The sequence below is a fragment of the Plesiomonas shigelloides genome (genome assembly GCF_900087055.1).
Classification (GTDB): domain Bacteria; phylum Pseudomonadota; class Gammaproteobacteria; order Enterobacterales; family CAMTGL01; genus Plesiomonas; species Plesiomonas shigelloides.
In genome coordinates this window covers 2985763-3006701 of the sequence record NZ_LT575468.1, presented here as the reverse complement: position 1 = coordinate 3006701, position 20939 = coordinate 2985763, and the positions used below count along the sequence as shown (strand labels likewise).

The following is a 20939-nucleotide window of genomic DNA, read 5'->3' as shown; positions in this document are numbered from 1 at the left end:
TTTAGTTAATGGAGTAAGAGATGGCGTGGAATCAGCCCGGTAACAACGGACAGGACCGCGACCCTTGGGGTAACCGCAGTGGTGGCCGCGATCAGGGTCCTCCGGATCTGGACGATGTATTCCGCAAGCTTGGCAAGAAATTAGGTGGCGGGAAGAACAACAACGATGACCCGAATAATCCGGGCAGCAGTCAGGGCTTTAAGTTCACCCCGCGCTTGGTGGGTCTGGCGGTAGCCGCTGCGGTCTTGGTATGGGGCGTCAGTGGGTTCTATACGATTAAAGAAGCCGAACGGGGCGTAGTCACCCGCTTGGGCAAATATGACCGTATTGTGCAGCCTGGCCTGAACTGGAAGCCAACCTTCATCGAATCGGTCACCCCGGTGAACGTGGAGGCGGTACGTGAGTTACCGGCATCGGGTTTCATGCTGACTCAAGACGAAAACGTGGTGCGCGTGGAAATGAACGTGCAGTACAAAGTCGCCGACCCAGCCAAATACCTGTTTAGCGTCAGCAACCCTGATGACAGCTTGCGTCAGGCTACTGACAGCGCCCTGCGTTATGTCGTCGGTCACACCAAAATGGATGAAGTGCTGACCCGAGGCCGTGCCAAGGTTCGTCAAGATACTTGGGTGCTGCTGGATCAAATCATCGCGCCATACAACATGGGCTTGCAGGTGCTGGATGTGAACTTCCAGTCAGCGCGTCCGCCAGAAGAAGTGAAAGAAGCTTTCGATGACGCTATCGCGGCGCAAGAAGATGAACAGCGTTTCATCCGCGAAGCGGAAGCCTATGCGCGTGAAGTTGAGCCAAAAGCGCGTGGTAACGTGAAGCGGGTTGAAGAAGAAGCACAAGCTTATAAAGAGCGCGTGATTCTGGAAGCCAAGGGTGATGCGGATCGCTTCAATGCACTGCTGCCAGAGTATCAGGCGGCGCCTAAGGTAACCCGTGAGCGTATGTACCTCGATACCATGGAAAAAGTGTTGAGCAACAGCAACAAGGTGTTGGTGGATACCAATGCCAATAACGTGCTGATGCTGCCAACGGATTCCCTGATGAAGAAAGACGGTGCTCAAAGCGCAGCTGATGCTGCCGCCGCTGCCGTTAGCGTCCCGTCGTTGAACGAGATCGGCCGTAACTCCGGTACTTACAACAGTACCGAAGGACAAGGACAAGACAGCCGAACCAACGTCAACAGCCAAGACCGTCAGGGGAGATTCTAAGCATGAAGAAGTTTATCATCCCGGCGGTCATTGTGGCCGTGCTGTTGGGCTCCTCCTCACTGTTTGTGGTGAAAGAGGGCGAGCGCGGGATCGTGCTGCGCTTTGGCAAGGTCAAGCGTGATGGGCAAGATGTGGTGCAGGTGTATAACCCGGGCCTGCATCTGAAGATGCCGTTTATCGATAGCGTGAAACTGCTCGATGCGCGGGTCCAAACCATGGACGATCAAGCTGATCGTTTCGTGACCGCGGAGAAAAAAGATCTGATCGTCGACTCTTACGTCAAATGGCGGATCAAAGATTTTGGCCGTTACTATCTGGCGACCGGCGGCGGCAACATGCTGCAAGCGGAAGCGCTGTTGAAACGCAAAATCAGCGACCGTCTGCGCTCGGAAATCGGTAGCCGTACCATTAAGGATATCGTTTCCGGTTCACGTGGCGAGTTGATGGATGATGCGCGTACCGCGCTGAATACCGGCGCTGACAGCACCGCAGATCTGGGTATTGAGGTGGTAGACGTGCGGGTGAAGCAAATTAACCTGCCGGCTGAAGTCTCTAACTCCATCTATCAGCGGATGCGTGCGGAGCGTACTGCCGTGGCGCGTGAACACCGTTCACAGGGCCGCGAGCAGGCTGAGATCATTCGTGCCGATGTGGATCGCCGAGTCACCGTTATGCAAGCCGAAGCGGAAAGTAAATCCCGTACGCTGCGCGGTCAAGGTGATGCTACTGCCGCCAAGATCTATGCCGATGCGTATAGCAAAGATCCGGAGTTCTACTCTTTCATTCGTAGCTTGAAAGCGTATGAAAATAGCTTCCGTGGCAAGCAAGATTTGCTGGTGATCAAGCCAGGCAGTGACTTCTTCCAATATATGCAGTCACCGCAGCCACAGCCGCAAAAATAAGCCATAATACGGCGCTTAACAGGGGGACAAGATCGCAGGGTCTTGTCCTTTTTTATGTCTCTTTTTTAGCGCTTATGGGTCACCGATTGAGATGGGGTGGCCGGTAGGTAGGAGCCTTGAGCAATGAATCAAAGTATCTGGTTGGCCTTGGGTTTAGTGCTGATTATCGAAGGCTTAGGGCCGATGTTATGGCCAGAGCGCTGGCGTAGCATGGTGACCCAGCTGGCGGCACAGCCGCAGACCATGTTGCGCCGCATTGGTGGCGCGCTGGTGGTGGCTGGCGTGGTCATTTATGTCATGTGCAGCCGTTGAGTACTGCGCGGCTGCGGTGATGGCCGCGAGCGGTGACTGGTCGACAAAACATTGTGCAAAAACGCGGAAGCGGTATTTTAATGCTGGATACCGGTTTTCAGTTTGGTAAACTTCTCTTTTAACTGCAGGTGAATAAAGAACCATGGGCAAAAACGTTGTTGTACTCGGCACCCAATGGGGTGATGAAGGGAAAGGTAAGGTCGTTGACCTGCTGACCGAAAAAGCACAATACGTGGTCCGCTATCAGGGCGGTCACAATGCAGGCCATACTCTGGTAATTGACGGTGAAAAAACCGTACTGCATCTGATCCCGTCTGGGATCCTGCGTGAGAACGTGAAAAGTATTATCGGCAACGGCGTGGTGCTGGCACCGGATGCGCTGATGCGTGAAATGAAAGAGCTGGAAGCGCGCGGTATTCCTGTGCGTGAGCGTCTGCTGCTGTCTGAAGCCTGCCCACTGATCCTGCCATACCACGTGGCACTGGACATGGCGCGTGAGAAAGCGCGTGGTGCGAAAGCTATCGGTACCACCGGTCGTGGTATCGGCCCAGCGTACGAAGATAAAGTGGCGCGTCGTGGCCTGCGTGTTGGCGATCTGTTCGACAAAGAAAGCTTTGCCGCCAAACTGAAAGACGTGGTGGAATACCACAACTTCCAGCTGGTGAACCTGTACAAGGTTGAGCCAATTGATTACCAGACCGTGCTGGATGATGTGATGGCGATTGCTGATATCCTGACCAGCATGGTGGTGGATGTCACCGATCTGCTGGAAAAAGCGCGTAAGAACGGTGAATTCATCATGTTCGAAGGGGCGCAAGGCACCCTGCTGGACATTGACCACGGTACCTATCCGTATGTGACCTCTTCCAACACCACTGCCGGTGGCGTGGCGACCGGCTCTGGCTTCGGTCCGCGTTATCTGGACTACGTGATGGGGATTGTGAAAGCGTACACCACCCGTGTGGGCGCCGGTCCATTCCCAACTGAGCTGTTTGATGACGTGGGCGAGTACCTGTGCAAGCAGGGTAACGAGTTTGGCGCTACCACCGGTCGTCGTCGTCGTTGCGGTTGGTTCGATGCTGTTGCGGTACGCCGTGCTGCTGCGTTGAACTCTATGTCCGGTTTCTGTCTGACCAAGTTGGACGTGCTGGATGGCCTGAAAGAAGTGAAGATCTGTACCGCCTACCGCATGCCGGATGGCCGTGTGACCGACATTCCTCCAATGGCTGCTGAAGGCTGGGAAGGTATCGAGCCAGTCTACGAAACCATGCCAGGTTGGAGTGAGAGCACCTTTGGTGCCACTTCCGTTGAGCAGCTGCCACAGGCCGCGCGCGATTACATCCGCCGTCTGGAAGAGCTGACGGAAGTGCCAGTCGACATCATCTCTACTGGCCCGGATCGTAACCAGACCATGATCCTGCGCCATCCATTCGCAGAATAATCATCCGTTCACAGAATAGGATGTTGGTGGTTTGCTTCGTGCTGTAACGGGCACGGTAAAACAGACTGCCTGGTTTCCAAGCCGACCTTCGGGTCGGCTTGTTGCGTTTTAGGGGCGGGGGAATTGCGCGCCCGTTCAGTAAAGTTTGGCGTGTAGTGGCCGATACAAGCAAAGAGTAACAGTGACGGGATCAGATCATGAAACGCAGGTGGTTAGCGTGGTTGTGGCCAGCAGGTTTGCTGCTGAGCACGGCAGTGTATGCCGATGGTGGTTCACCGGTTGAGGTGTATCAGCAAGAGGCATTACTGCGTGAAATTGACAGTGAGCAGCACTTGAAACAGGTGCAGGCCGACCAGTGCCAGCTGGTGCAGGATATCGAGCTGCGCGCGCGTCAGGCCGAATACCCCGCTTACCAGTTCTTGTGGGGCGACATGCTGACCGAAGGGGTATGCATCCCACAAAACCCCGAATTAGGCGTTTATTACTTGCGCCAAGCGGCGCAGCAAGCACTGCCGGCTGCGTTCTTGCGTTTGGGACAATTGTACCGACAGGGGCGCTTTGTGCAGGCCGACGCCGATAAAGCGGTGCGTTTTTTCCGCGAAGCGGCAAGTTTAGGCAATACCCATGCGCGTATTGAACTTGCGCAAATGCTGGTGGCCAATCAGGGCAGTCCGCTCGACTATGAAGATACCTACCGCTGGCTGTCGGAAACCATCGTACAAGCCCCAGCGCAGCATCAGCTGATCAGCCGTCTGCGCGCTGCCTTAGCAGCTCGAATGCCGGCCAATGCGGTCCAGCGCGCGACCCGCCAGAACGGTTTTTGGTGAGCGCTCTACGAGCAATGCCGAGATAAAACAACGGGAAGCGTGCAGCTTCCCGTTTTGTTTACTGTGGTTGTCGTGCGTAGTGTGTTGTCGCCACCGTGGTCAGCGTTACGTTACAGCACCTTGTGCGGGCCAAAACACTCGTAATGCATACGTTCTTCTGGCACGCCCCATTGCTGCAGTTGCGCCGCCACATGCTGCATAAAGCCCAGTGGACCGCAGAAATAGTAGTGCATCTGCGCTTGATCCAGTGTTGCACGCAGCGGTTGCAGATCCATTAAGCCCTGATGCTGATAATCTTCCGCCTGACGATCGCTGGCCAGTGGCTCACGTAGCCAGACATGGTGGGAAAAGCCGTGCGCGTGGCATAGGGCGCGACTTTCGTCGTTGAACGCCAATTGGGCACCGTTTTCCGCCGCATGCAGCCAGTGCACCGGTTGCTGATGACCACGTGCCGCCAGATGTTGCAACATGCTCAGCATTGGCGTTTGTCCGACACCGGCCGAGAGCAAGCACACTGGTGTGTCACTTTGCGCCGGCAGGAAAAAGTCGCCGTATGGCGGCGCGACGTCGATACAGTCGCCTTCTTGCGCCTGATCATGCAAATAATTGGAGACCACGCCGCCCGGCTCACGCTTGACCGCGATGCGGTAATCGCGGCCATTTGGCGCCGCCGACAGCGAATACTGGCGGATCTCGCGGTAAGTAAACGATTCTGGCTGCAGATAAATCCCCAGATACTGACCTGGCAGGAAATCCACCACCGGCAGGCCATCAACCGGCGTCAGCACCAAGCTGGTGATCACGTCACTTTCCGGGTGTTTACGGCTGATCCGAAACGTTCGGGTACCGTGCCAGCCGCCTTGCGCGGTGGCGCGCTCGGCATAAATGGCGCTTTCGCGCTGGATAAAAATATCGGCCAGCAGCTGATAGGCCGCGCCCCACGCATCCAAGACTTCTTGGCTAGGATTGAGCAGTTCGCGAATGGTCGCCAGCAAATGCTCGCCGACAATCTGGTATTGCGCCGGTTGAATGTTGAAACTGGCATGTTTTTGCGCGATTTTCTCTACCGCGGGCAGCAGGGCGGCCAGATTATCGATATTATTGGCATAGGCCACAATCGCATTGAACAGCGCTTCACGCTGGCGGCCACTGGATTGGTGCGCCATGTTGAAGATATTTTGCAATTCAGGATTGTGAGCAAACATGCGATCATAGAAGTGTGCCGTCAGGGCTGGGCCGGTGGCCGCCACGGCGGGCGCGGTGGCTTTGATGGTAGCGATGATGTTGGGATCTAACATAACGTCTGTCTCTGCAGGTGTCGTTTATTGAAGCTAATTAATGAAGGTATAGTTATAATGCAACTTATGCTGAGTAAGTTGTATATTAAATATATCTTTAAGGTCAATCATTATCCGCAGAAACGGGGCAACTTTGTGCGCCGGTTAACATGCGTTTGCCGCAGGAGAAAAATGCAGTGCAACTGACCAGTTTTACCGATTACGGTTTGCGGGCATTGATTTACATGGCGTTGCTGCCACAAGGCCAGCTGACCAATATTACGGAAGTGACCGAGGTGTATGGGGTATCGCGTAACCATATGGTGAAGATCATCAACCAGCTCAGCCGGTTGGGGATTGTTGAAGCGGTGCGTGGCAAAAATGGCGGGATCAGATTAGGGCTACCGGCCGAGCAAATTCGGGTCGGCGATGTGGTGCGTGGTTTAGAGCCATTGCAGCTGGTCAACTGTAGCAGCGAGTTTTGTCATATCACCCCAGCGTGCCGGTTAAAGCAGGTGTTGGCGCAGGCGTCAGCGGCGTTTTTAGCTGAGTTAGACAAATTCACGTTGGCGGATTTGGTCAGTCAAAACTTGCCGTTACGTCAGCTGTTACACTTGTCAGAATAGGGTATACTCGGAACACCCCTCCCCAACCGGACAGTGATTATGTCGCAGGATCCATTTCTGGAACGAGAAGCCGAAAAATACGAGCATCCGATCCCAAGCCGAGAATTTATTCTGGCCCACCTTGCCGAGCGCGCCGCGCCAGCCTCCCGCGATGAGTTATGCGCAGAACTTGGGCTAACTGACGACGAATTACAAGAAGCTATGCGCCGTCGTCTGCGCGCTATGGAGCGCGATGGACAACTGGTGTTCACCCGTCGTCAATGCTATGCCTTGCCTGAGCGGCTGGATATGGTGCGTGGCACGGTGATTGGCCACCGCGATGGCTATGGCTTTGTCCGCGTTGAAGGACAGAGCGATGATCTGTTCTTGCCTAACGATCAGATGCGCCAGGTGTTGCACGGTGATGTGATCATGGCCCAACCGATGGGCATGGATCGCCGTGGTCGCCGCGAAGCGCGTGTGGTGCGGGTATTAGAGCCGCGCAAAGCGCAGATCGTGGGGCGCTATTTTATGGATCAGGGCATCGGTTTTGTGGTGCCGGATGATCAGCGGATCTGCCAAGATATTATGATCCCGCCTGACGATCGTCACGGTGCTCGCATGGGGCACGTGGTGGTGGTCGAGCTGACTCAGCGTCCAGGTCGTCGCATCAATGCCGTGGGTAAAATTGTCGAAGTGCTGGGGGAGAACATGGCACCCGGCATGGAAATCCAAATTGCCTTGCGTAACCACGATATTCCGCATGTCTGGCCGGCGGCAGTGGAAAAGCAAGTCAGCAAGCTGACCGAAGAAGTCCCCGAAGAAGCTAAGCAAGGGCGTATCGACCTGCGTGAGCTGCCACTGGTGACTATCGATGGTGAAGATGCACGCGACTTCGATGACGCGGTCTATTGCGAGCAGATCCCGTCTGGGGGTTGGCGTCTGTGGGTCGCGATTGCCGATGTCAGCTACTATGTGCGGCCAAAAACCGCGCTGGATGACGAAGCGCGTAACCGCGGCACCTCGGTGTATTTCCCATCACAAGTGATCCCGATGCTGCCGGAAGTGCTGTCGAACGGTCTGTGTTCACTTAACCCGCAGGTCGATCGCCTGTGTATGGTGTGTGAAATGACCATCTCTGCACGCGGTAAGCTCACTTCTTACACCTTCTATGAAGCCGTGATGAATTCCCACGCTCGTCTGACCTACAACAAGGTTTGGCGCATGCTGGAAGGGGATGAAGAGCTGCGTGAGCATTACGCGCCGTTGGTGCCGCACTTGGAAGAGCTGTATGGCCTGTACAAGATGCTGCGCAAAAACCGCAACCAACGCGGTGCGATTGATTTTGAAACCGAAGAAACCCAGTTCATCTTCAACGCTGAGCGCCGTATTGAGCGCATTGTGCCGCTGGTGCGTAACGATGCACACAAGATCATCGAAGAGTGCATGATCTTGGCCAACATCTCGGCGGCGCGCTTTATGGAGAAATACCAAGAGCCGGCGTTGTACCGCGTGCATGATTTGCCAGGCGAAGAGCGTTTGACCGGTTTTCGCAGTTTCTTAAGCGAGCTGGGACTGAGCCTTGGCGGTGGCATCAAACCGGAGCCGGCCGATTACGCCAAGCTGATGGAAGATGTGCGTGAGCGTACTGACCATGAGCTGATCCAGACCATGCTGCTGCGCTCCATGAAGCAGGCGATTTACGATCCGGATAACCGCGGTCACTTCGGTTTGGCGTTAGAAGCCTATGCGCACTTTACCTCGCCAATTCGCCGTTACCCGGACTTGTCTTTGCACCGCGGGATCAAGTACCTGCTGGCTAAACAAGCTGGACAGGCCAAAGAGCGTTGGACGCCAACAGGCGGCTGGCACTACCTCGACAGCGATATGGATGTGCTCGGCGAGCACTGCTCGATGTGCGAGCGCCGTGCCGATGATGCCACCCGTGATGTTTCCGATTGGCTCAAGTGCGAGTACATGCAAGATCACGTGGGCGAAGAGTTCCGCGGCGTGATTGCAGCAGTGACCGGCTTTGGCTTCTTTGTCCGTCTGGATGAGCTGTTTATCGATGGTCTGGTGCATGTGTCGTCACTGGCTAACGACTACTATCAGTACGATGCTATCGGTCAGCGCTTGATTGGCGAGAACCTTGGCAACATCTATCGCCTCGGCGATGCGGTGCAGGTCAAGGTGGCGGCTGTGCATCTGGATGAACGTAAGATAGACTTTATGCTAACCCAGACTGAGCGCCAGCCGCGCGGTGCTGGAAAGACCGCCCGTAAGGCGGCCAAAGACGCCTTGAAGAAAATTGCTGACCGCAAAGCAGAAAGCCGCGGTGGCAAAGGGACGCCGTTCTTTGAACCGACCAAGGCACCGGAAGGCCGCGGACCGAAAAAGTCCAAAGTGGTCAAGTCATCCCGCCCGTCCCGTACCGGCGGAAGCAAGAAACCTAACCGGAAGAAGAAATAATCGTTCATGAGTGATGTTATTTTCGGTATTCATGCCGTCAAATCCCTGCTGGAGTCTGATCCGGAGCGCTTTATCGATGTATTCGTGCTCAAGGGGCGTGAAGATGAGCGCATGCGTCCACTGCTCAACGAGCTGCGTCGTTTGGGCATCAGCATCCAGCTGGCCAACCGCGCCGTGCTGGACAACAAATCCGACGGTGCGGTGCACCAAGGTATTGTGGCGCGCGTGACCGAGGCCAAGCAGTATGATGAGCATGACTTGGGTGATTTGCTCGACCGCGTTGACGTGCCTTTCCTGCTGATCTTGGATGGCGTTACCGATCCGCATAACCTCGGCGCCTGCTTACGTAGCGCCGATGCGGCCGGTGTGCACGCGGTGATTGCCCCGCGTGATCGTTCCGCCAAGCTCAACGCCATTGCTAGTAAAGTGGCCTGTGGTGCGGCAGAGCACGTGCCGCTGATTAGCGTCACCAATCTGGCGCGCACCATGCGGATGCTGCAAGAGCGCGGTGTGTGGCTGGTGGGAACAGCGGGTGAAGCTACTCATGACCTGTACCACAGCAAACTGACCGGTCCGCTGGCGATTGTGATGGGCGCGGAAGGCGATGGCATGCGCCGTCTGACCCGTGAGCACTGCGATGAGCTGATCAGCATCCCAATGGCTGGTACTGTCTCTTCTCTGAACGTGTCCGTGGCAACCGGTGTATGCCTGTTTGAAGCGGTGCGTCAGCGTTTAGCGGCTAAATAATCGGTCTTTGGCCACGTGCTAAATCCGGAACTGATGCCGATGTGACCTTAGGGTGACGTCGGCATTTTTTATTTATCGGTAGCTGTCTGCCGCGCGGTACAACTGTTGCGCAGTCGGTTTACGTTTTCGCCGCCGTTGTTTTGTCGCTTTTCTGTTGGCGCAGCGCGAATATCCTTGTATTCCCCCGCCTGGTTCAGTACACTTCTGCGGCTTAAATTCAGTCGTACTTTAAAATCGTTCCTTGCTTCCGCGGGCTTGGCGACTGACCCGGATCGGAGGCTGAATAATCCGTAAGGAGCAATTGATGCGTCATTACGAAATCGTATTTATGGTTCATCCTGACCAGAGCGAACAGGTTCCAGGCATGATCGAGCGCTACACCGGCTCTATCAAAGCAGTTGGTGGTACTATCCACCGTCTGGAAGACTGGGGTCGTCGTCAGCTGGCTTACCCAATCAACAAACTGCACAAAGCTCACTATGTTCTGATGAACGTAGAAGCGACTCAGGAAGTGATTGACGAGCTGGAAACCAACTTCCGCTACAACGACGCTGTTATCCGTAACCTGATCATGCGTACTAAGCATGCAGTAACTGAAGCGTCTCCAATGGCTAAAGCGAAAGAAGAGCGTCGTGAGCGTCGTGAAGATTTCGCTGGTGCTGATGACAGCGCAGAGGAAGCTGCTGAGTAATTATCGCTATGACAACGAATCGTCTGGTTCTGTCCGGCACAGTGTGCAAGGCGCCCAAGCGATCCGTCAGCCCCGCTGGAATTCCGCATTGTCAGTTCGTACTTGAACATCGTTCAGTACAGCAGGAAGCGGGATTTCAACGTCAAGCTTGGTGCCGCATCGTCGTGGTACTCAGTGGGCAAGCGTCACAAGCCAATACTCACAGATTAGCGGTTGGCAGCAACCTGATGGCAAGTGGTTTTATCACCCAACATCAGACCCGAAACGGGCTAAACCAATTAGTGTTGCATGCCGAGCAGATCGAATTTATAGATTCAGGAGACAAGCCACATGGCACGTTATTTCCGTCGTCGTAAGTTCTGCCGTTTCACAGCGGAAGGCGTTCAAGAGATCGACTACAAAGATACCTTCACTCTGAAGAACTACATTACCGAAAGCGGCAAGATTGTTCCTAGCCGTATCACAGGTACCCGTGCTAAGTACCAGCGTCAGCTGGCACGCGCTATCAAGCGTTCACGTTACCTGGCTCTGCTGCCGTACACTGATTCTCATCAGTAATCGGCGACTGTCTGTATTTTGAGACTCTAAAGAGGACACGGTAATGGAAGTTATTCTGCTTGATAAAATTGCAAACCTGGGCAGCCTTGGTGACAAGGTAAACGTAAAGGCTGGTTACGCTCGTAACTACCTGGTGCCTCAGGGTAAAGCAGTGATGGCAACTAAGAAGAACATCGAGTTCTTCGAAGCCCGTCGCGCTGAACTGGAAGCCAAACTGGCTGAGACTCTGGTTGCTGCATCTGCACGCGCCGAAGCTCTGACCAACCTGGCTCGCGTAACCATCGTTTCTAAAGCTGGCGACGGTGGCAAACTGTTCGGTTCTATCGGTACTCGCGATATCGCTGATGCCGTAACCGCAGCAGGCGTTGAAGTTTGCAAGAGCGAAGTTCGTCTGGACAATGGTGCCCTGCGTACCACTGGTGAGCACGAAATCCGCTTCCAACTGCACGGCGAAGTATTCGCTACTGTAGTTGTAAACGTAGAAGCTGAAGCTTAATTGTTTCGCTCCCTCGTTTAAAGAAGACGCCGGCTTATGCCGGCGTTTTTCTTTGTCTGCAATCCGTCATTAATTACGGATTTTCTATCCTGCGTCCGCGCGTTATACTCGCAGGCTCAGTCTATTTTTGTCAGCCAGCGGCTGGCGCTCTCAGATACAGCGAACGTCTATGGCGGTCAAACAAATAAAACCCTCGCGTAAAGATACACAGGTTGACGGCATCAAGTTGCCACCTCATTCCCTCGAAGCCGAGCAGTCAGTACTTGGCGGATTGATGCTGGATAACGAACGGTGGGATAACGTTGCCGAGCGCGTGGTCGCACGGGACTTTTACAGCAAACCCCATCGTTTGATCTTCGAGCAGATGCAGCGTTTGCTGGAGAGCAGCCGACCTATCGATTTGATCACCTTATCGGAATCGTTAGAGTTACAAGGCTCGCTGGAAGATGTGGGCGGCTTTGCCTATTTGGCGGAGCTGTCGAAAAACACCCCGAGTGCGGCCAACATTGGCGCGTATGCCGATATCGTGCGTGAGCGCGCGATTGTGCGTGAGATGATTGCGGTAGCGCACGAAATTGCCGATGCCGGTTACGATCCGCAGGGGCGTAACAGCGAAGATCTGCTCGATCTGGCTGAGTCCAAAGTGTTCCAGATTGCCGAAAACCGTGCCAGTAAAGATGATGGCCCGAAGAGCATCGAGCAAATCTTGGAAGACACCGTATCCCGTATCGAGCAGCTGTATCAGCGCCCGCATGACGGGGTGACAGGGGTGTCGACCGGCTTTACCGATCTGGATAAGAAGACCGCCGGTTTGCAGTCGTCAGACTTGATTATCGTGGCGGCGCGTCCATCGATGGGTAAAACCACCTTTGCGATGAACTTGTGTGAAAACGCGGCCATGATGCAGGAAAAACCGGTACTGATTTTCAGTCTGGAGATGCCTGCTGAACAGATCATGATGCGTATGTTGGCGTCATTGTCGCGGGTGGATCAAACCCGGATCCGTACCGGTCAGCTCGATGACGAGGACTGGGCACGGATCTCCAGCACCATGGGGCTGCTGCTGGAAAAACGCAACATGTACATCGATGATTCCTCCGGTCTGACCCCGACCGAATTGCGCGCCCGAGCACGGCGGATTTTCCGTGAGCACGGGGGCCTGAGCCTCATCATGGTCGACTACTTGCAGTTGATGCGGGTACCGTCGTTATCGGATAACCGGACGCTGGAAATTGCCGAAATTTCCCGCTCCCTCAAAGCGCTGGCGAAAGAGTTGCAGGTTCCGGTGGTGGCACTGTCGCAGCTGAACCGGAGTCTGGAACAACGGGCCGATAAGCGCCCGGTGAACTCGGACTTGCGTGAATCAGGCTCCATCGAGCAGGATGCCGACCTGATTATGTTTATTTATCGTGATGAGGTTTATCACGAGAACAGTGATCTGAAAGGCGTGGCCGAGATCATTATCGGTAAGCAGCGTAACGGCCCGATTGGCTCTGTACGTCTGGCTTTCCAAGGGCAGTGGTCGCGGTTTGATAACTATGCCGGCCCAGCCTATGACGATGAGTATTAAGGATTAGACAAGATGAAAGCAGCTACCGCAGTGATTGACCGCGGCGCTTTGCGACATAATTTGGAGCAGGTGAAAGCGTTTGCTCCTAACAGCAACATTATTGCGGTGGTAAAGGCCAATGGTTACGGGCATGGCCTGCTGGAAGTGGCGCATACGGTAAAAGAACAAGCCGGCTGTTTTGGGGTGGCGCGTCTGGAAGAAGCGCTGGCGCTGCGCTCTGGTGGCATCGTCAAACCTATCTTGATGCTGGAGGGTTTCTTCTCGGCCGAAGACCTGCCGGTGTTGGTCGCCAATAACATCGATACCGTGGTGCACAGCATTGAACAGCTCGAAGCGCTGGAGCAATCTGAGTTAGAGCGTCCTGTGACTGTATGGATGAAGCTCGATACTGGTATGCACCGCTTAGGCGTGCGTCCAGAGCATGCTGAGGCGTTCTATCAGCGCCTGTCACGCTGCCCGAATGTGGTGCAGCCGGTGCGCTTTATGAGCCATTTTAGCCGCGCTGATGAGCCGCATGTGAGCACCACCTTGGATCAGATGGCCTGCTTTGACAGTCTGACCATCGGTAAGCCCGGCGCGCAGTCGATTGCTGCATCGGGGGGCATTTTGCTGTGGCCAGACTCGCATCGCGACTGGGTACGTCCTGGGATCGTGATGTACGGTGTGTCGCCATTTAGCACGCCGTATGCCTCGCATTATGGGTTGCGTCCGGCCATGACCTTGAAATCCAGCCTGATTGCGGTGCGTGAGCACAAAGCGGGTGAGGCGGTCGGTTACGGCGGTTGCTGGATCAGTGAGCGGGATACGCGCATTGGCGTGGTCGCTATTGGCTACGGTGATGGCTATCCGCGTGATGCGGCTACTGGCACCCCAGTGCTGCTCAATGGCCGTATCGTGCCGTTAGTGGGCCGGGTGTCGATGGATATGCTGACGGTAGACTTGGGGCCAGATTCGCAAGACAAAGTGGGCGATGAAGCCACGCTGTGGGGCGAAGGCTTACCGTGCGAAAAGGTGGCCGAGCATACCGGCGTGATCACCTATGAGCTGGTGACCAAGCTGACCTCACGGGTGCAGATGCAGTATGTCGGTGACTAATTCCTGATAGCTGTGCGTAGATATTGAGAAAAAAGCGCGTCCCAAGTTCCAAGGGGCGCGCTTTTGTTTTTGTCCCTGCGTGTTTTTTTGTTATTACGAGCCACGAGCCACGAGCCACGAGCCACGAGCCACGAGCCACGAGCCATGTGGCTTAGGGTTTATGCCAAGTGCCACTGAGCACGTCAGAGCGGTGAGTGCGGCTCCCGCGCCCACAGGGCATGACCGAATAAGCGGCGGTTCCAATCTTCCACCCAGCCGGTTTGCAGACGCTGCACCACTTTATCTTTCCAACTGGCCGACAGTTCGGCGCAATCAGCCATCGCGACTAAACCGACGTGATTGAGCGGCTCATTAAAGAAGATGTGGTTCATGTGATACAGCGACAGCGGTGTGCTGCCATGGGCTTCTAGGATCAGTTTATCCCCCGGTTTGACCCAACCCGGTTGCAGTACCCGCAGCAGCCAGCCGGTACGGCCACTTTTTTGCATCTGACAGGCCAAATCGACCACATCAAAGCGCAGATTCAGTTTGTAGCACGGTGAGCGTGGTTGGCTGATTTGCACGCGCGCTTCGCCGAGCCGAAAGATATCGCCAACGTGGCAGTTTTCTTCAGTCAGACCGATGCCGGAGAGGTTTTCGCCAAATCCACTCGGATGGAAGTGCGGCACTTCGGGGTAGCACGCTTGCCAGTAGGCGTAATGTTCGGCCGGATAATAGTGCAAGGCGCGATCAGGGCCGCCGTGATGGCGCAGATCGGCTTGTTCATCGCCTTGAAAGCCGGTTTCGCTCAGGTAAACCGCCTCTTGGCAGGGCATTTTGTAAATCGCGCTGCACAGTCCGTGCAAGGTTTCGGTTTTTTTGCCGGTAAAGAGTTGTATTTCGGTATCCAGCAAATGCTCGCTGTCTTCTGATCCCATGCTTTTTTCTCCTGCGCCTGTCTGCTGCAAAGCGGTCGGGACCGAATTGTAGTAATAAAACTGTGATCCTAATCTCTGTCTGGGGGGATCTTGGTTATTGATTGCGCTCAGAGTAGTAAACTTTCGTCAAACCCGGCTGCATAGCTGTGATTTGAGCTGTCATCCGTCGGAATTTGTTATTTAATTAAACCAATCTATGGTTATAAACGACCAAGCACTACATGGATGCATCACAATGAACTCGATTAATCCTACTCAGACTGCGGCGTGGCAGGCACTAACGCAACATTATCAATCCATGCGTAATGTAACATTACGCGATTTGTTCGCTGACGATCCCCTCCGTTTTAACGCATATTCCGCGACATTTGAAGATCAGTTTTTGTTAGATTATTCAAAAAACTTGATTAATCAATCAACTATGCAGCACCTGTTGGCGTTGGCGCACGAGACCAAACTGCCAGAGGCGATTGCCGCCATGTTCCGTGGGGACAAAATCAACCGCACCGAAGATCGGGCGGTGCTGCACGTGGCGCTGCGTAACCGTAGCAACACGCCAATCATGGTCGATGGTCAGGACGTGATGCCGCAAGTCAATGCGGTACTGGCTAAGATGAAAGCGTTTTGCGACAAAGTGATCAGCGGTCAGTGGACCGGTTACACCGGCAAAGCGATCACCGATGTGGTGAATATCGGTATCGGTGGTTCGGACTTGGGCCCTTACATGGTGACCGAGGCGCTTAAGCCGTACAAAAATCACCTGAACATGCACTTTGTTTCTAACGTGGACGGCACTCATATCGCCGAAACGCTGAAGAGTTTGGAGCCCGAGACCACGCTGTTCTTGGTAGCCTCCAAGACCTTCACCACGCAAGAGACCATGACCAACGCCCTGAGCGCCCGTGAGTGGTTCTTGCAAAGCGCCCATGAGCAAGCGCATGTGGCCAAGCACTTTGCTGCGTTGTCCACCAATGCCAGCGCGGTCGCGGCATTCGGTATCGATACCGCCAACATGTTCGAGTTCTGGGATTGGGTCGGTGGCCGTTATTCCCTGTGGTCAGCGATCGGTCTGTCGATTGCGCTGTCGATTGGTTTTGATAATTTCGAGCAACTGCTGTCCGGCGCGCATGCGATGGATCGTCACTTCGCCGAAACGGAGCTGTCACACAACCTGCCGGTACTGCTGGCGCTGATTGGCCTGTGGTACAACAATTTCTATGGCGCTGAAACTGAAGCGATTTTGCCATACGATCAGTACATGCACCGTTTTGCTGCTTACTTCCAACAGGGCAACATGGAGTCCAACGGTAAGTATGTGGATCGCAACGGTCAGCCGGTGGATTACCAAACTGGCCCGATTATCTGGGGTGAGCCGGGTACCAACGGTCAGCACGCGTTCTATCAGCTGATCCACCAAGGCACCAAGATGATCCCGTGTGACTTTATCGCGCCTGCGGTGAGCCACAATCCGCTGGGTGATCATCACGCTAAGCTGATGTCTAACTTCTTTGCTCAGACCGAGGCGCTGGCCTTTGGTAAAACGGCCGCGGAAGTGGAAGAAGAGTTTGCTGTGGCCGGTAAATCGGCGGCGGACGTGGCGCACATCGTGCCATTCAAGGTGTTTGAAGGTAACCGCCCAACCAACTCCATCTTGCTGCGATCTATCACGCCATATAGCTTAGGCGCGCTGATTGCACTGTATGAGCACAAGATCTTCACCCAAGGCGCTATTTTGAATATCTATAGCTTCGATCAGTGGGGCGTAGAGCTGGGTAAACAGCTGGCGAACCGCATCCTGCCTGAGCTGCAAGATAAAGACGCCATCAATAGCCACGACTCTTCCACCAACGGCTTGATTAACCGTTTCAAAGAGTGGCGCATCTAAGGTCTGCACTTAGCTTGTGAACGTAAGAAGCGAGCGCAAGAAGTAAGATGCAAAAAACCGGTCAGTCGACCGGTTTTTTTTATCTGTCTGGTGATGCCGATCCGGGTGGATATGCGGGCGGTGACACTGATTTCAGAGAGAGTCAGCCAAGTGTGCGGCAACGGGCACAGGTGCCATGCACCTCGACGATCCGGTGCTTGATTTGAAATCCGAGGCTGTCGGCCACTTCGCTCAGGGCCTGTTCTATCACCCCGCCACGACTTTCATCCACCGAGCCGCATTGATCGCAGATAAACAGCTGACTGTGATGGACATGCTCTTCAAAACCACTGCACAGCACAAACGCATTCACCGATTCCACTTTGTGCACAAAGCCTTGCTCCAGTAGAAAATCCAGTGCGCGGTACACGGTCGGCGGTTTGGCTTGCGGCTCGCGGGCGCGCAGGCGGTCGAGCAGATCGTAAGCGGTAATGGCGCCGGGTTGCTCGGCGAGCAGGCGCAGCACTTGCTGGCGCTGGGCGGTCAAACGCACCCCGCGTTGCTCACATAACTGCTGGGCTTTTTGAAGTAAACGTTGAATGGCTTGCTGATTCATGCCTGCGATCTGCAATTTGCGCTAGTGATACCGCTTTCCAGTGTAGCACGGCGCTGCCTGCAATAGTGACCGCTAGCGGTGAAAAGTCCGTGAGTTTTGTGGGGTTAGGCACGTTGTGACCGTGCGTGCTCTGGCCTGCTGCGACAGGGTGTAGCACGGCTAGGTCGCGACATCTGGACGTGATCTGGACTTCCTTGTGCTTCCCTCCCCAATGGCGGTAATTCGGGCTATACTGTCGCGCTTATTTTATCCACCCGAAAGAGAGCCGCAGACTTTGTCAAACCGTGAACAGCCGCAAGGCAACCCTCAATATTGGGCTGGCCGTTTCAGCGTCGCCCCGATGCTGGATTGGACCGATCGTCATTGCCGTTATTTCCATCGTCAGCTGAGTCAGCATACCCAGCTGTACACCGAGATGGTCACCACGGGCGCCATTATTCATGGCAAGGGCGACTATCTGGCCTATAACGAGGAAGAGCATCCGGTGGTGTTGCAGTTGGGCGGTAGTAATCCGGCCGATCTGGCGCAGTGTGCACGTTTGGCCGAGCAACGCGGTTACGATGAGATTAACCTGAATGTGGGTTGTCCATCGGATCGGGTACAAAACGGCATGTTCGGTGCTTGCTTGATGGGCAATGCACAGCTGGTGGCCGATTGCGTGAAAGCGATGCGCGATCAGGTCTCGATTCCGGTCACGGTCAAAACTCGGATCGGGATTGACGATCAAGACAGCTATGCTTTTTTGGTGGACTTTATCCAGACCGTGGCTGGTGCGGGCGAGTGCGATAACTTTATCGTGCATGCGCGCAAAGCGTGGCTGTCAGGGCTGAGTCCGAAAGAAAACCGTGAGATCCCGCCATTGGATTACGCGCGTGTCTATCAGCTGAAAAAAGACTTCCCGCAGCTGAAAATCGGCATTAACGGCGGTATTAAAACCTTGGATGAGGCGCGCGAGCATCTGCAGCATCTCGACGGCGTGATGATGGGGCGCGAAGCGTACCAAAACCCGAGCATTCTGACGCAAGTGGATCAACAGCTGTTTGACCCGAGTGCGGCGATCACCGACAGCATTGCCGCGGTGGAGGCCATGTACCCGTACATCGAGCGCGAGCTGAGCAAAGGCACTTATCTGGGCCACATTACCCGCCATATGCTGGGGATTTTCCAAGGCATTCCAGGTGCGCGTCAGTGGCGTCGTCACTTAAGTGAAAATGCGCATAAGCCGGGGGCCGGTATCCCTGTGTTGGAGCAAGCGCTGGCGATGGTGCGCCGCTAAGCTGCGATTGCCACACGCTATGCGGTGGTGAAATTGACGATATGGCGCAGCAAGTTGACCGCTAGGTGGTTAAATTGCGCAGCGCGAGCGGCGACCGTGCGCAGCGAATAACGCTAACTGATTGAATTACTAATTGAATTGATAAACTAACATGCCAGCTTCTAGCTGGCATGAAACTTGATTGCCTAGATGGATAAGAGCTAGATGGATAAGAGAATGGGAAGCACGCCGTCGAGGCTGTCTTTCCCACGTGGTCATCAGGTGATGCTGTGAGTACAGCAAGGGGTCAATGATGTTAGAACTGTTATTTGTTTTAGGCTTTTTTGTGGTGTTGCTGGCCACCGGTTTATCGGTGCTGGGCGCGTTACTGGCGTTGCTGGCCGGTTTTGCGTTGATGCTACTGGGCGGCATGCTGGCGCTGGCATTGAAACTGCTGCCGTGGTTACTGCTGGCGGTGGTGGTGGTTTGGCTACTGCGCAGTAAAGCTCCGGCCAGCCAGCGCTATTTTCGTCGACGCTAATCGATTAATGCAGTGATTGCGGTGGTTTTTTCACCGTTTTTGTGCACGCCACGGCTAGTCGAGGTTGACCATTAATGGCATGATGGCGACCCTGCGGCTATGGGCATCATACGTAGCTCTGTAAACACGGAGCGAGCAATGCAGAACGACAAACATTGATTTTGTAACATCATTGATTTGCCAAACAAAATAGTGGCAGAAGACGATTGGCCGATGACAGAGCGCTACCGATAGGTAAATACGTCGCCAATACCGTACCGTACATTCTGGAAAAGGAATTCATCATGCGAGCAGGACTGATTTCGCTGTTATTACTGGCGGCTGGATTTGCGCAGGCCGAGGTACTGGTTGCCGAACCGTATGTTCGTGCGACGGTGCCGGGCGCGCAGATGTCGGCGGCCTTTGCCACCTTGTTTAATCCGGAAGATGATGAGCGCCATCTGGTTGCGGTCAGCTCACCGGTTGCGAAACAGGTGGAGCTTCACGATATGGTGGTCAGCCCAGACGGGGTGATGAATATGCAAAAGGTGGAGCAAATTACCATTCCGGCCAAGGGCACCTTGATGCTCAAACCGGGCAGTTTGCATATCATGCTGTTGCAGCTCACCCAGCCGTTGCCGGCGGGAACGGAGGTTCCCTTGACCCTGACCTTCGATAACGGTCAGCAAGTTCAGATTCAGGCAACCGCACGCGAGGTTAAACCCGCTGGCCATCATCATCCAAAATCGTAATTTGGGGACTTTTGTGTGATTCCCGCAAAAACGCCGGCACAGGGGTGTTGGCGTGGCGGTGATTGGTTGTTGGGTAAAGGAAGTAAAATGAAAAAAAGTTTAGCTCTGGTTGCCATGTTGGTAGCCGCGCCGGCCATGGCCGACTCTCTGGCTGTTCGTGGTAGTGCCGAATTTATCGCCGGTGCGACATTGGACGCTGGTCACGGCTTCAAAGATAACAGCGCTGACGGCTACCGTGTAGGTCTGGAAGTGGTTCATCCAATTCCATTGCTGCCAAATGCGCTGGTGCGCTACCAGAATCTGGATGGTAGCTCGAATGGCATGGTGCTGGAGCAAGAAAAGCTGGACGCGATCGGCTACTACCAGCTGCTGGATAACGGCCTGATCAACGTGGATCTGGGTGCCGGCTGGCGTAAGCAGACCAACACCGTTGGTGGTTATGACGTTGAGCACGGTATGTTCCTGGCTTACTCTGCCGGTGAACTGCGTATTCCTGGCACACCACTGGCAGTGACTGGTGAGCTGAACATGCCATTCTACGACAACACCTGGGGCTACGACGGTCAGCTGGGTCTGGCGATGCGCATGGGCGCTATCAACCTGAAAGCCGGTTACCAGTGGGCTAAGATGGACTTCAACGAAAGCAACAAAGCGGGCGACGTGGATACCAACGGTTGGTACGGCGGCCTGACTTTCGGCTTCTAATCGTCGATCACGAGAATTTTATCGCCTAGTCGCGACTGGCTCCGTTATCTCTAACGATGCCATGGCGCTAGAGGCGTGAACAGGGCGTTTGCTGGTGCAA

General features: G+C 54.7%; 22 protein-coding genes. 19 read left to right on the top strand and 3 right to left on the bottom strand.

Features of this window, described 5'->3' with window-relative positions; genetic code table 11:
• Nucleotides 1–20 precede the first annotated feature (20 nt).
• The 5 genes from hflK to NCTC9997_RS13375 all read left to right on the top strand — a co-directional run bounded on the left by hflK (nt 21) and on the right by NCTC9997_RS13375 (nt 4702).
• Nucleotides 21–1220 (top strand): FtsH protease activity modulator HflK, encoded by a 1200-nt coding sequence (gene hflK / locus NCTC9997_RS13395; RefSeq protein ID WP_010864770.1) that lies wholly within the window; start codon nt 21–23, stop codon nt 1218–1220.
• A gap of 2 nt (nt 1221–1222) precedes the next feature.
• On the top strand, nt 1223–2122 hold the full coding sequence (gene hflC / locus NCTC9997_RS13390) for a protease modulator HflC (protein WP_010864769.1): 900 nt from the start codon (nt 1223–1225) through the stop codon (nt 2120–2122).
• A gap of 123 nt (nt 2123–2245) precedes the next feature.
• The gene (locus tag NCTC9997_RS13385) at nt 2246–2434 is read left to right on the top strand and encodes a DUF2065 domain-containing protein (protein ID WP_010864768.1); all 189 of its coding nucleotides are present in this window, start codon (nt 2246–2248) and stop codon (nt 2432–2434) included.
• A gap of 142 nt (nt 2435–2576) precedes the next feature.
• Nucleotides 2577–3875, top strand: a complete 1299-nt coding sequence (locus NCTC9997_RS13380) for an adenylosuccinate synthase (RefSeq protein ID WP_047706696.1) — start codon at nt 2577–2579, stop codon at nt 3873–3875.
• Between the two features lie 197 nt (nt 3876–4072).
• Nucleotides 4073–4702: a tetratricopeptide repeat protein gene (locus NCTC9997_RS13375; RefSeq protein WP_039045740.1), complete on the top strand. Its 630-nt coding sequence runs from the start codon at nt 4073–4075 to the stop codon at nt 4700–4702.
• A 110-nt stretch (nt 4703–4812) separates the two neighbouring features.
• On the opposite strand, the gene hmpA is transcribed toward NCTC9997_RS13375, so the two are convergent.
• A complete protein-coding gene (gene hmpA / locus NCTC9997_RS13370; RefSeq protein WP_064978244.1) occupies nt 4813–6000 on the bottom strand; it encodes an NO-inducible flavohemoprotein in 1188 nt (395 codons plus the stop codon).
• A 176-nt stretch (nt 6001–6176) separates the two neighbouring features.
• On the opposite strand from hmpA, the gene nsrR reads away from it, so the two are divergent.
• The 9 genes from nsrR to alr all read left to right on the top strand — a co-directional run bounded on the left by nsrR (nt 6177) and on the right by alr (nt 14210).
• The gene (gene nsrR, locus NCTC9997_RS13365) at nt 6177–6605 is read left to right on the top strand and encodes a nitric oxide-sensing transcriptional repressor NsrR (protein WP_010864764.1); all 429 of its coding nucleotides are present in this window, start codon (nt 6177–6179) and stop codon (nt 6603–6605) included.
• Between the two features lie 39 nt (nt 6606–6644).
• Nucleotides 6645–9053, top strand: a complete 2409-nt coding sequence (gene rnr / locus NCTC9997_RS13360; RefSeq protein ID WP_010864763.1) for a ribonuclease R — start codon at nt 6645–6647, stop codon at nt 9051–9053.
• 6 nt (nt 9054–9059) lie between these two features.
• Nucleotides 9060–9800: a 23S rRNA (guanosine(2251)-2'-O)-methyltransferase RlmB gene (gene rlmB / locus NCTC9997_RS13355; protein ID WP_010864762.1), complete on the top strand. Its 741-nt coding sequence runs from the start codon at nt 9060–9062 to the stop codon at nt 9798–9800.
• Nucleotides 9801–10104: 304 nt separating this feature from the next.
• On the top strand, nt 10105–10491 hold the full coding sequence (gene rpsF, locus NCTC9997_RS13350; protein WP_010864761.1) for a 30S ribosomal protein S6: 387 nt from the start codon (nt 10105–10107) through the stop codon (nt 10489–10491).
• Between the two features lie 8 nt (nt 10492–10499).
• Nucleotides 10500–10847: a primosomal replication protein N gene (gene priB, locus NCTC9997_RS13345; protein ID WP_071849706.1), complete on the top strand. Its 348-nt coding sequence runs from the start codon at nt 10500–10502 to the stop codon at nt 10845–10847.
• Nucleotides 10822–11049, top strand: a complete 228-nt coding sequence (rpsR, locus tag NCTC9997_RS13340; protein WP_010864759.1) for a 30S ribosomal protein S18 — start codon at nt 10822–10824, stop codon at nt 11047–11049. The genes priB and rpsR overlap by 26 nt, the downstream gene beginning before the upstream one ends.
• A 43-nt stretch (nt 11050–11092) precedes the next feature.
• Nucleotides 11093–11545, top strand: coding sequence for a 50S ribosomal protein L9 (gene rplI / locus NCTC9997_RS13335; protein WP_010864758.1), 453 nt, complete (start codon nt 11093–11095; stop codon nt 11543–11545).
• 169 nt (nt 11546–11714) lie between these two features.
• Complete coding sequence (dnaB, locus tag NCTC9997_RS13330) at nt 11715–13115, top strand: replicative DNA helicase (protein ID WP_010864757.1); 1401 nt, start codon at nt 11715–11717, stop codon at nt 13113–13115.
• 12 nt (nt 13116–13127) lie between these two features.
• Nucleotides 13128–14210: an alanine racemase gene (gene alr, locus NCTC9997_RS13325; protein ID WP_010864756.1), complete on the top strand. Its 1083-nt coding sequence runs from the start codon at nt 13128–13130 to the stop codon at nt 14208–14210.
• Nucleotides 14211–14392: 182 nt separating this feature from the next.
• On the opposite strand, the gene NCTC9997_RS13320 is transcribed toward alr, so the two are convergent.
• A complete protein-coding gene (locus NCTC9997_RS13320; RefSeq protein ID WP_064978243.1) occupies nt 14393–15127 on the bottom strand; it encodes an MOSC domain-containing protein in 735 nt (244 codons plus the stop codon).
• Nucleotides 15128–15362: 235 nt separating this feature from the next.
• Here NCTC9997_RS13320 and pgi point away from each other — a divergent pair, with 235 nt between their 5' ends.
• Nucleotides 15363–17012, top strand: coding sequence for a glucose-6-phosphate isomerase (gene pgi / locus NCTC9997_RS13315; RefSeq protein WP_064978242.1), 1650 nt, complete (start codon nt 15363–15365; stop codon nt 17010–17012).
• Nucleotides 17013–17154: 142 nt separating this feature from the next.
• On the opposite strand, the gene zur is transcribed toward pgi, so the two are convergent.
• A complete protein-coding gene (gene zur / locus NCTC9997_RS13310) occupies nt 17155–17607 on the bottom strand; it encodes a zinc uptake transcriptional repressor Zur (RefSeq protein ID WP_064978241.1) in 453 nt (150 codons plus the stop codon).
• Between the two features lie 211 nt (nt 17608–17818).
• Between zur and dusA the strand changes: the two genes are divergently transcribed.
• From dusA to NCTC9997_RS13290, 4 genes are all read left to right on the top strand, one after another.
• Entirely contained in the window at nt 17819–18883 is a 1065-nt protein-coding gene (gene dusA / locus NCTC9997_RS13305; RefSeq protein ID WP_081632904.1) for a tRNA dihydrouridine(20/20a) synthase DusA, read from the top strand.
• Between the two features lie 292 nt (nt 18884–19175).
• The gene (pspG, locus tag NCTC9997_RS13300; protein WP_010864751.1) at nt 19176–19403 is read left to right on the top strand and encodes an envelope stress response protein PspG; all 228 of its coding nucleotides are present in this window, start codon (nt 19176–19178) and stop codon (nt 19401–19403) included.
• A 284-nt stretch (nt 19404–19687) separates the two neighbouring features.
• On the top strand, nt 19688–20134 hold the full coding sequence (locus NCTC9997_RS13295) for a copper chaperone PCu(A)C (protein WP_064978240.1): 447 nt from the start codon (nt 19688–19690) through the stop codon (nt 20132–20134).
• 87 nt (nt 20135–20221) lie between these two features.
• A complete protein-coding gene (locus tag NCTC9997_RS13290; RefSeq protein WP_010864749.1) occupies nt 20222–20839 on the top strand; it encodes a TIGR04219 family outer membrane beta-barrel protein in 618 nt (205 codons plus the stop codon).
• Nucleotides 20840–20939: the final 100 nt, after the last annotated feature.

What these genes read in the sequence shown, in the direction of transcription:
- NCTC9997_RS13290 (WP_010864749.1), top strand. Translation starts at nt 20,222, where the DNA reads ATGAAAAAAAGTTTAGCTCTGGTTGCCATGTTGGTAGCCGCGCCGGCC.
- rpsF (WP_010864761.1), top strand. Translation starts at nt 10,105, where the DNA reads ATGCGTCATTACGAAATCGTATTTATGGTTCATCCTGACCAGAGCGAA.
- hflK (WP_010864770.1), top strand. Translation starts at nt 21, where the DNA reads ATGGCGTGGAATCAGCCCGGTAACAACGGACAGGACCGCGACCCTTGG.
- priB (WP_071849706.1), top strand. Translation starts at nt 10,500, where the DNA reads ATGACAACGAATCGTCTGGTTCTGTCCGGCACAGTGTGCAAGGCGCCC.
- pgi (WP_064978242.1), top strand. Translation starts at nt 15,363, where the DNA reads ATGAACTCGATTAATCCTACTCAGACTGCGGCGTGGCAGGCACTAACG.
- NCTC9997_RS13295 (WP_064978240.1), top strand. Translation starts at nt 19,688, where the DNA reads ATGCGAGCAGGACTGATTTCGCTGTTATTACTGGCGGCTGGATTTGCG.
- NCTC9997_RS13375 (WP_039045740.1), top strand. Translation starts at nt 4,073, where the DNA reads ATGAAACGCAGGTGGTTAGCGTGGTTGTGGCCAGCAGGTTTGCTGCTG.
- hmpA (WP_064978244.1), bottom strand. Translation starts at nt 6,000, where the DNA reads ATGTTAGATCCCAACATCATCGCTACCATCAAAGCCACCGCGCCCGCC.
- rnr (WP_010864763.1), top strand. Translation starts at nt 6,645, where the DNA reads ATGTCGCAGGATCCATTTCTGGAACGAGAAGCCGAAAAATACGAGCAT.
- NCTC9997_RS13380 (WP_047706696.1), top strand. Translation starts at nt 2,577, where the DNA reads ATGGGCAAAAACGTTGTTGTACTCGGCACCCAATGGGGTGATGAAGGG.
- NCTC9997_RS13385 (WP_010864768.1), top strand. Translation starts at nt 2,246, where the DNA reads ATGAATCAAAGTATCTGGTTGGCCTTGGGTTTAGTGCTGATTATCGAA.
- rpsR (WP_010864759.1), top strand. Translation starts at nt 10,822, where the DNA reads ATGGCACGTTATTTCCGTCGTCGTAAGTTCTGCCGTTTCACAGCGGAA.
- hflC (WP_010864769.1), top strand. Translation starts at nt 1,223, where the DNA reads ATGAAGAAGTTTATCATCCCGGCGGTCATTGTGGCCGTGCTGTTGGGC.
- zur (WP_064978241.1), bottom strand. Translation starts at nt 17,607, where the DNA reads ATGAATCAGCAAGCCATTCAACGTTTACTTCAAAAAGCCCAGCAGTTA.
- rplI (WP_010864758.1), top strand. Translation starts at nt 11,093, where the DNA reads ATGGAAGTTATTCTGCTTGATAAAATTGCAAACCTGGGCAGCCTTGGT.
- NCTC9997_RS13320 (WP_064978243.1), bottom strand. Translation starts at nt 15,127, where the DNA reads ATGGGATCAGAAGACAGCGAGCATTTGCTGGATACCGAAATACAACTC.
- dusA (WP_081632904.1), top strand. Translation starts at nt 17,819, where the DNA reads ATGGCGGTAATTCGGGCTATACTGTCGCGCTTATTTTATCCACCCGAA.
- alr (WP_010864756.1), top strand. Translation starts at nt 13,128, where the DNA reads ATGAAAGCAGCTACCGCAGTGATTGACCGCGGCGCTTTGCGACATAAT.
- rlmB (WP_010864762.1), top strand. Translation starts at nt 9,060, where the DNA reads ATGAGTGATGTTATTTTCGGTATTCATGCCGTCAAATCCCTGCTGGAG.
- pspG (WP_010864751.1), top strand. Translation starts at nt 19,176, where the DNA reads ATGTTAGAACTGTTATTTGTTTTAGGCTTTTTTGTGGTGTTGCTGGCC.
- dnaB (WP_010864757.1), top strand. Translation starts at nt 11,715, where the DNA reads ATGGCGGTCAAACAAATAAAACCCTCGCGTAAAGATACACAGGTTGAC.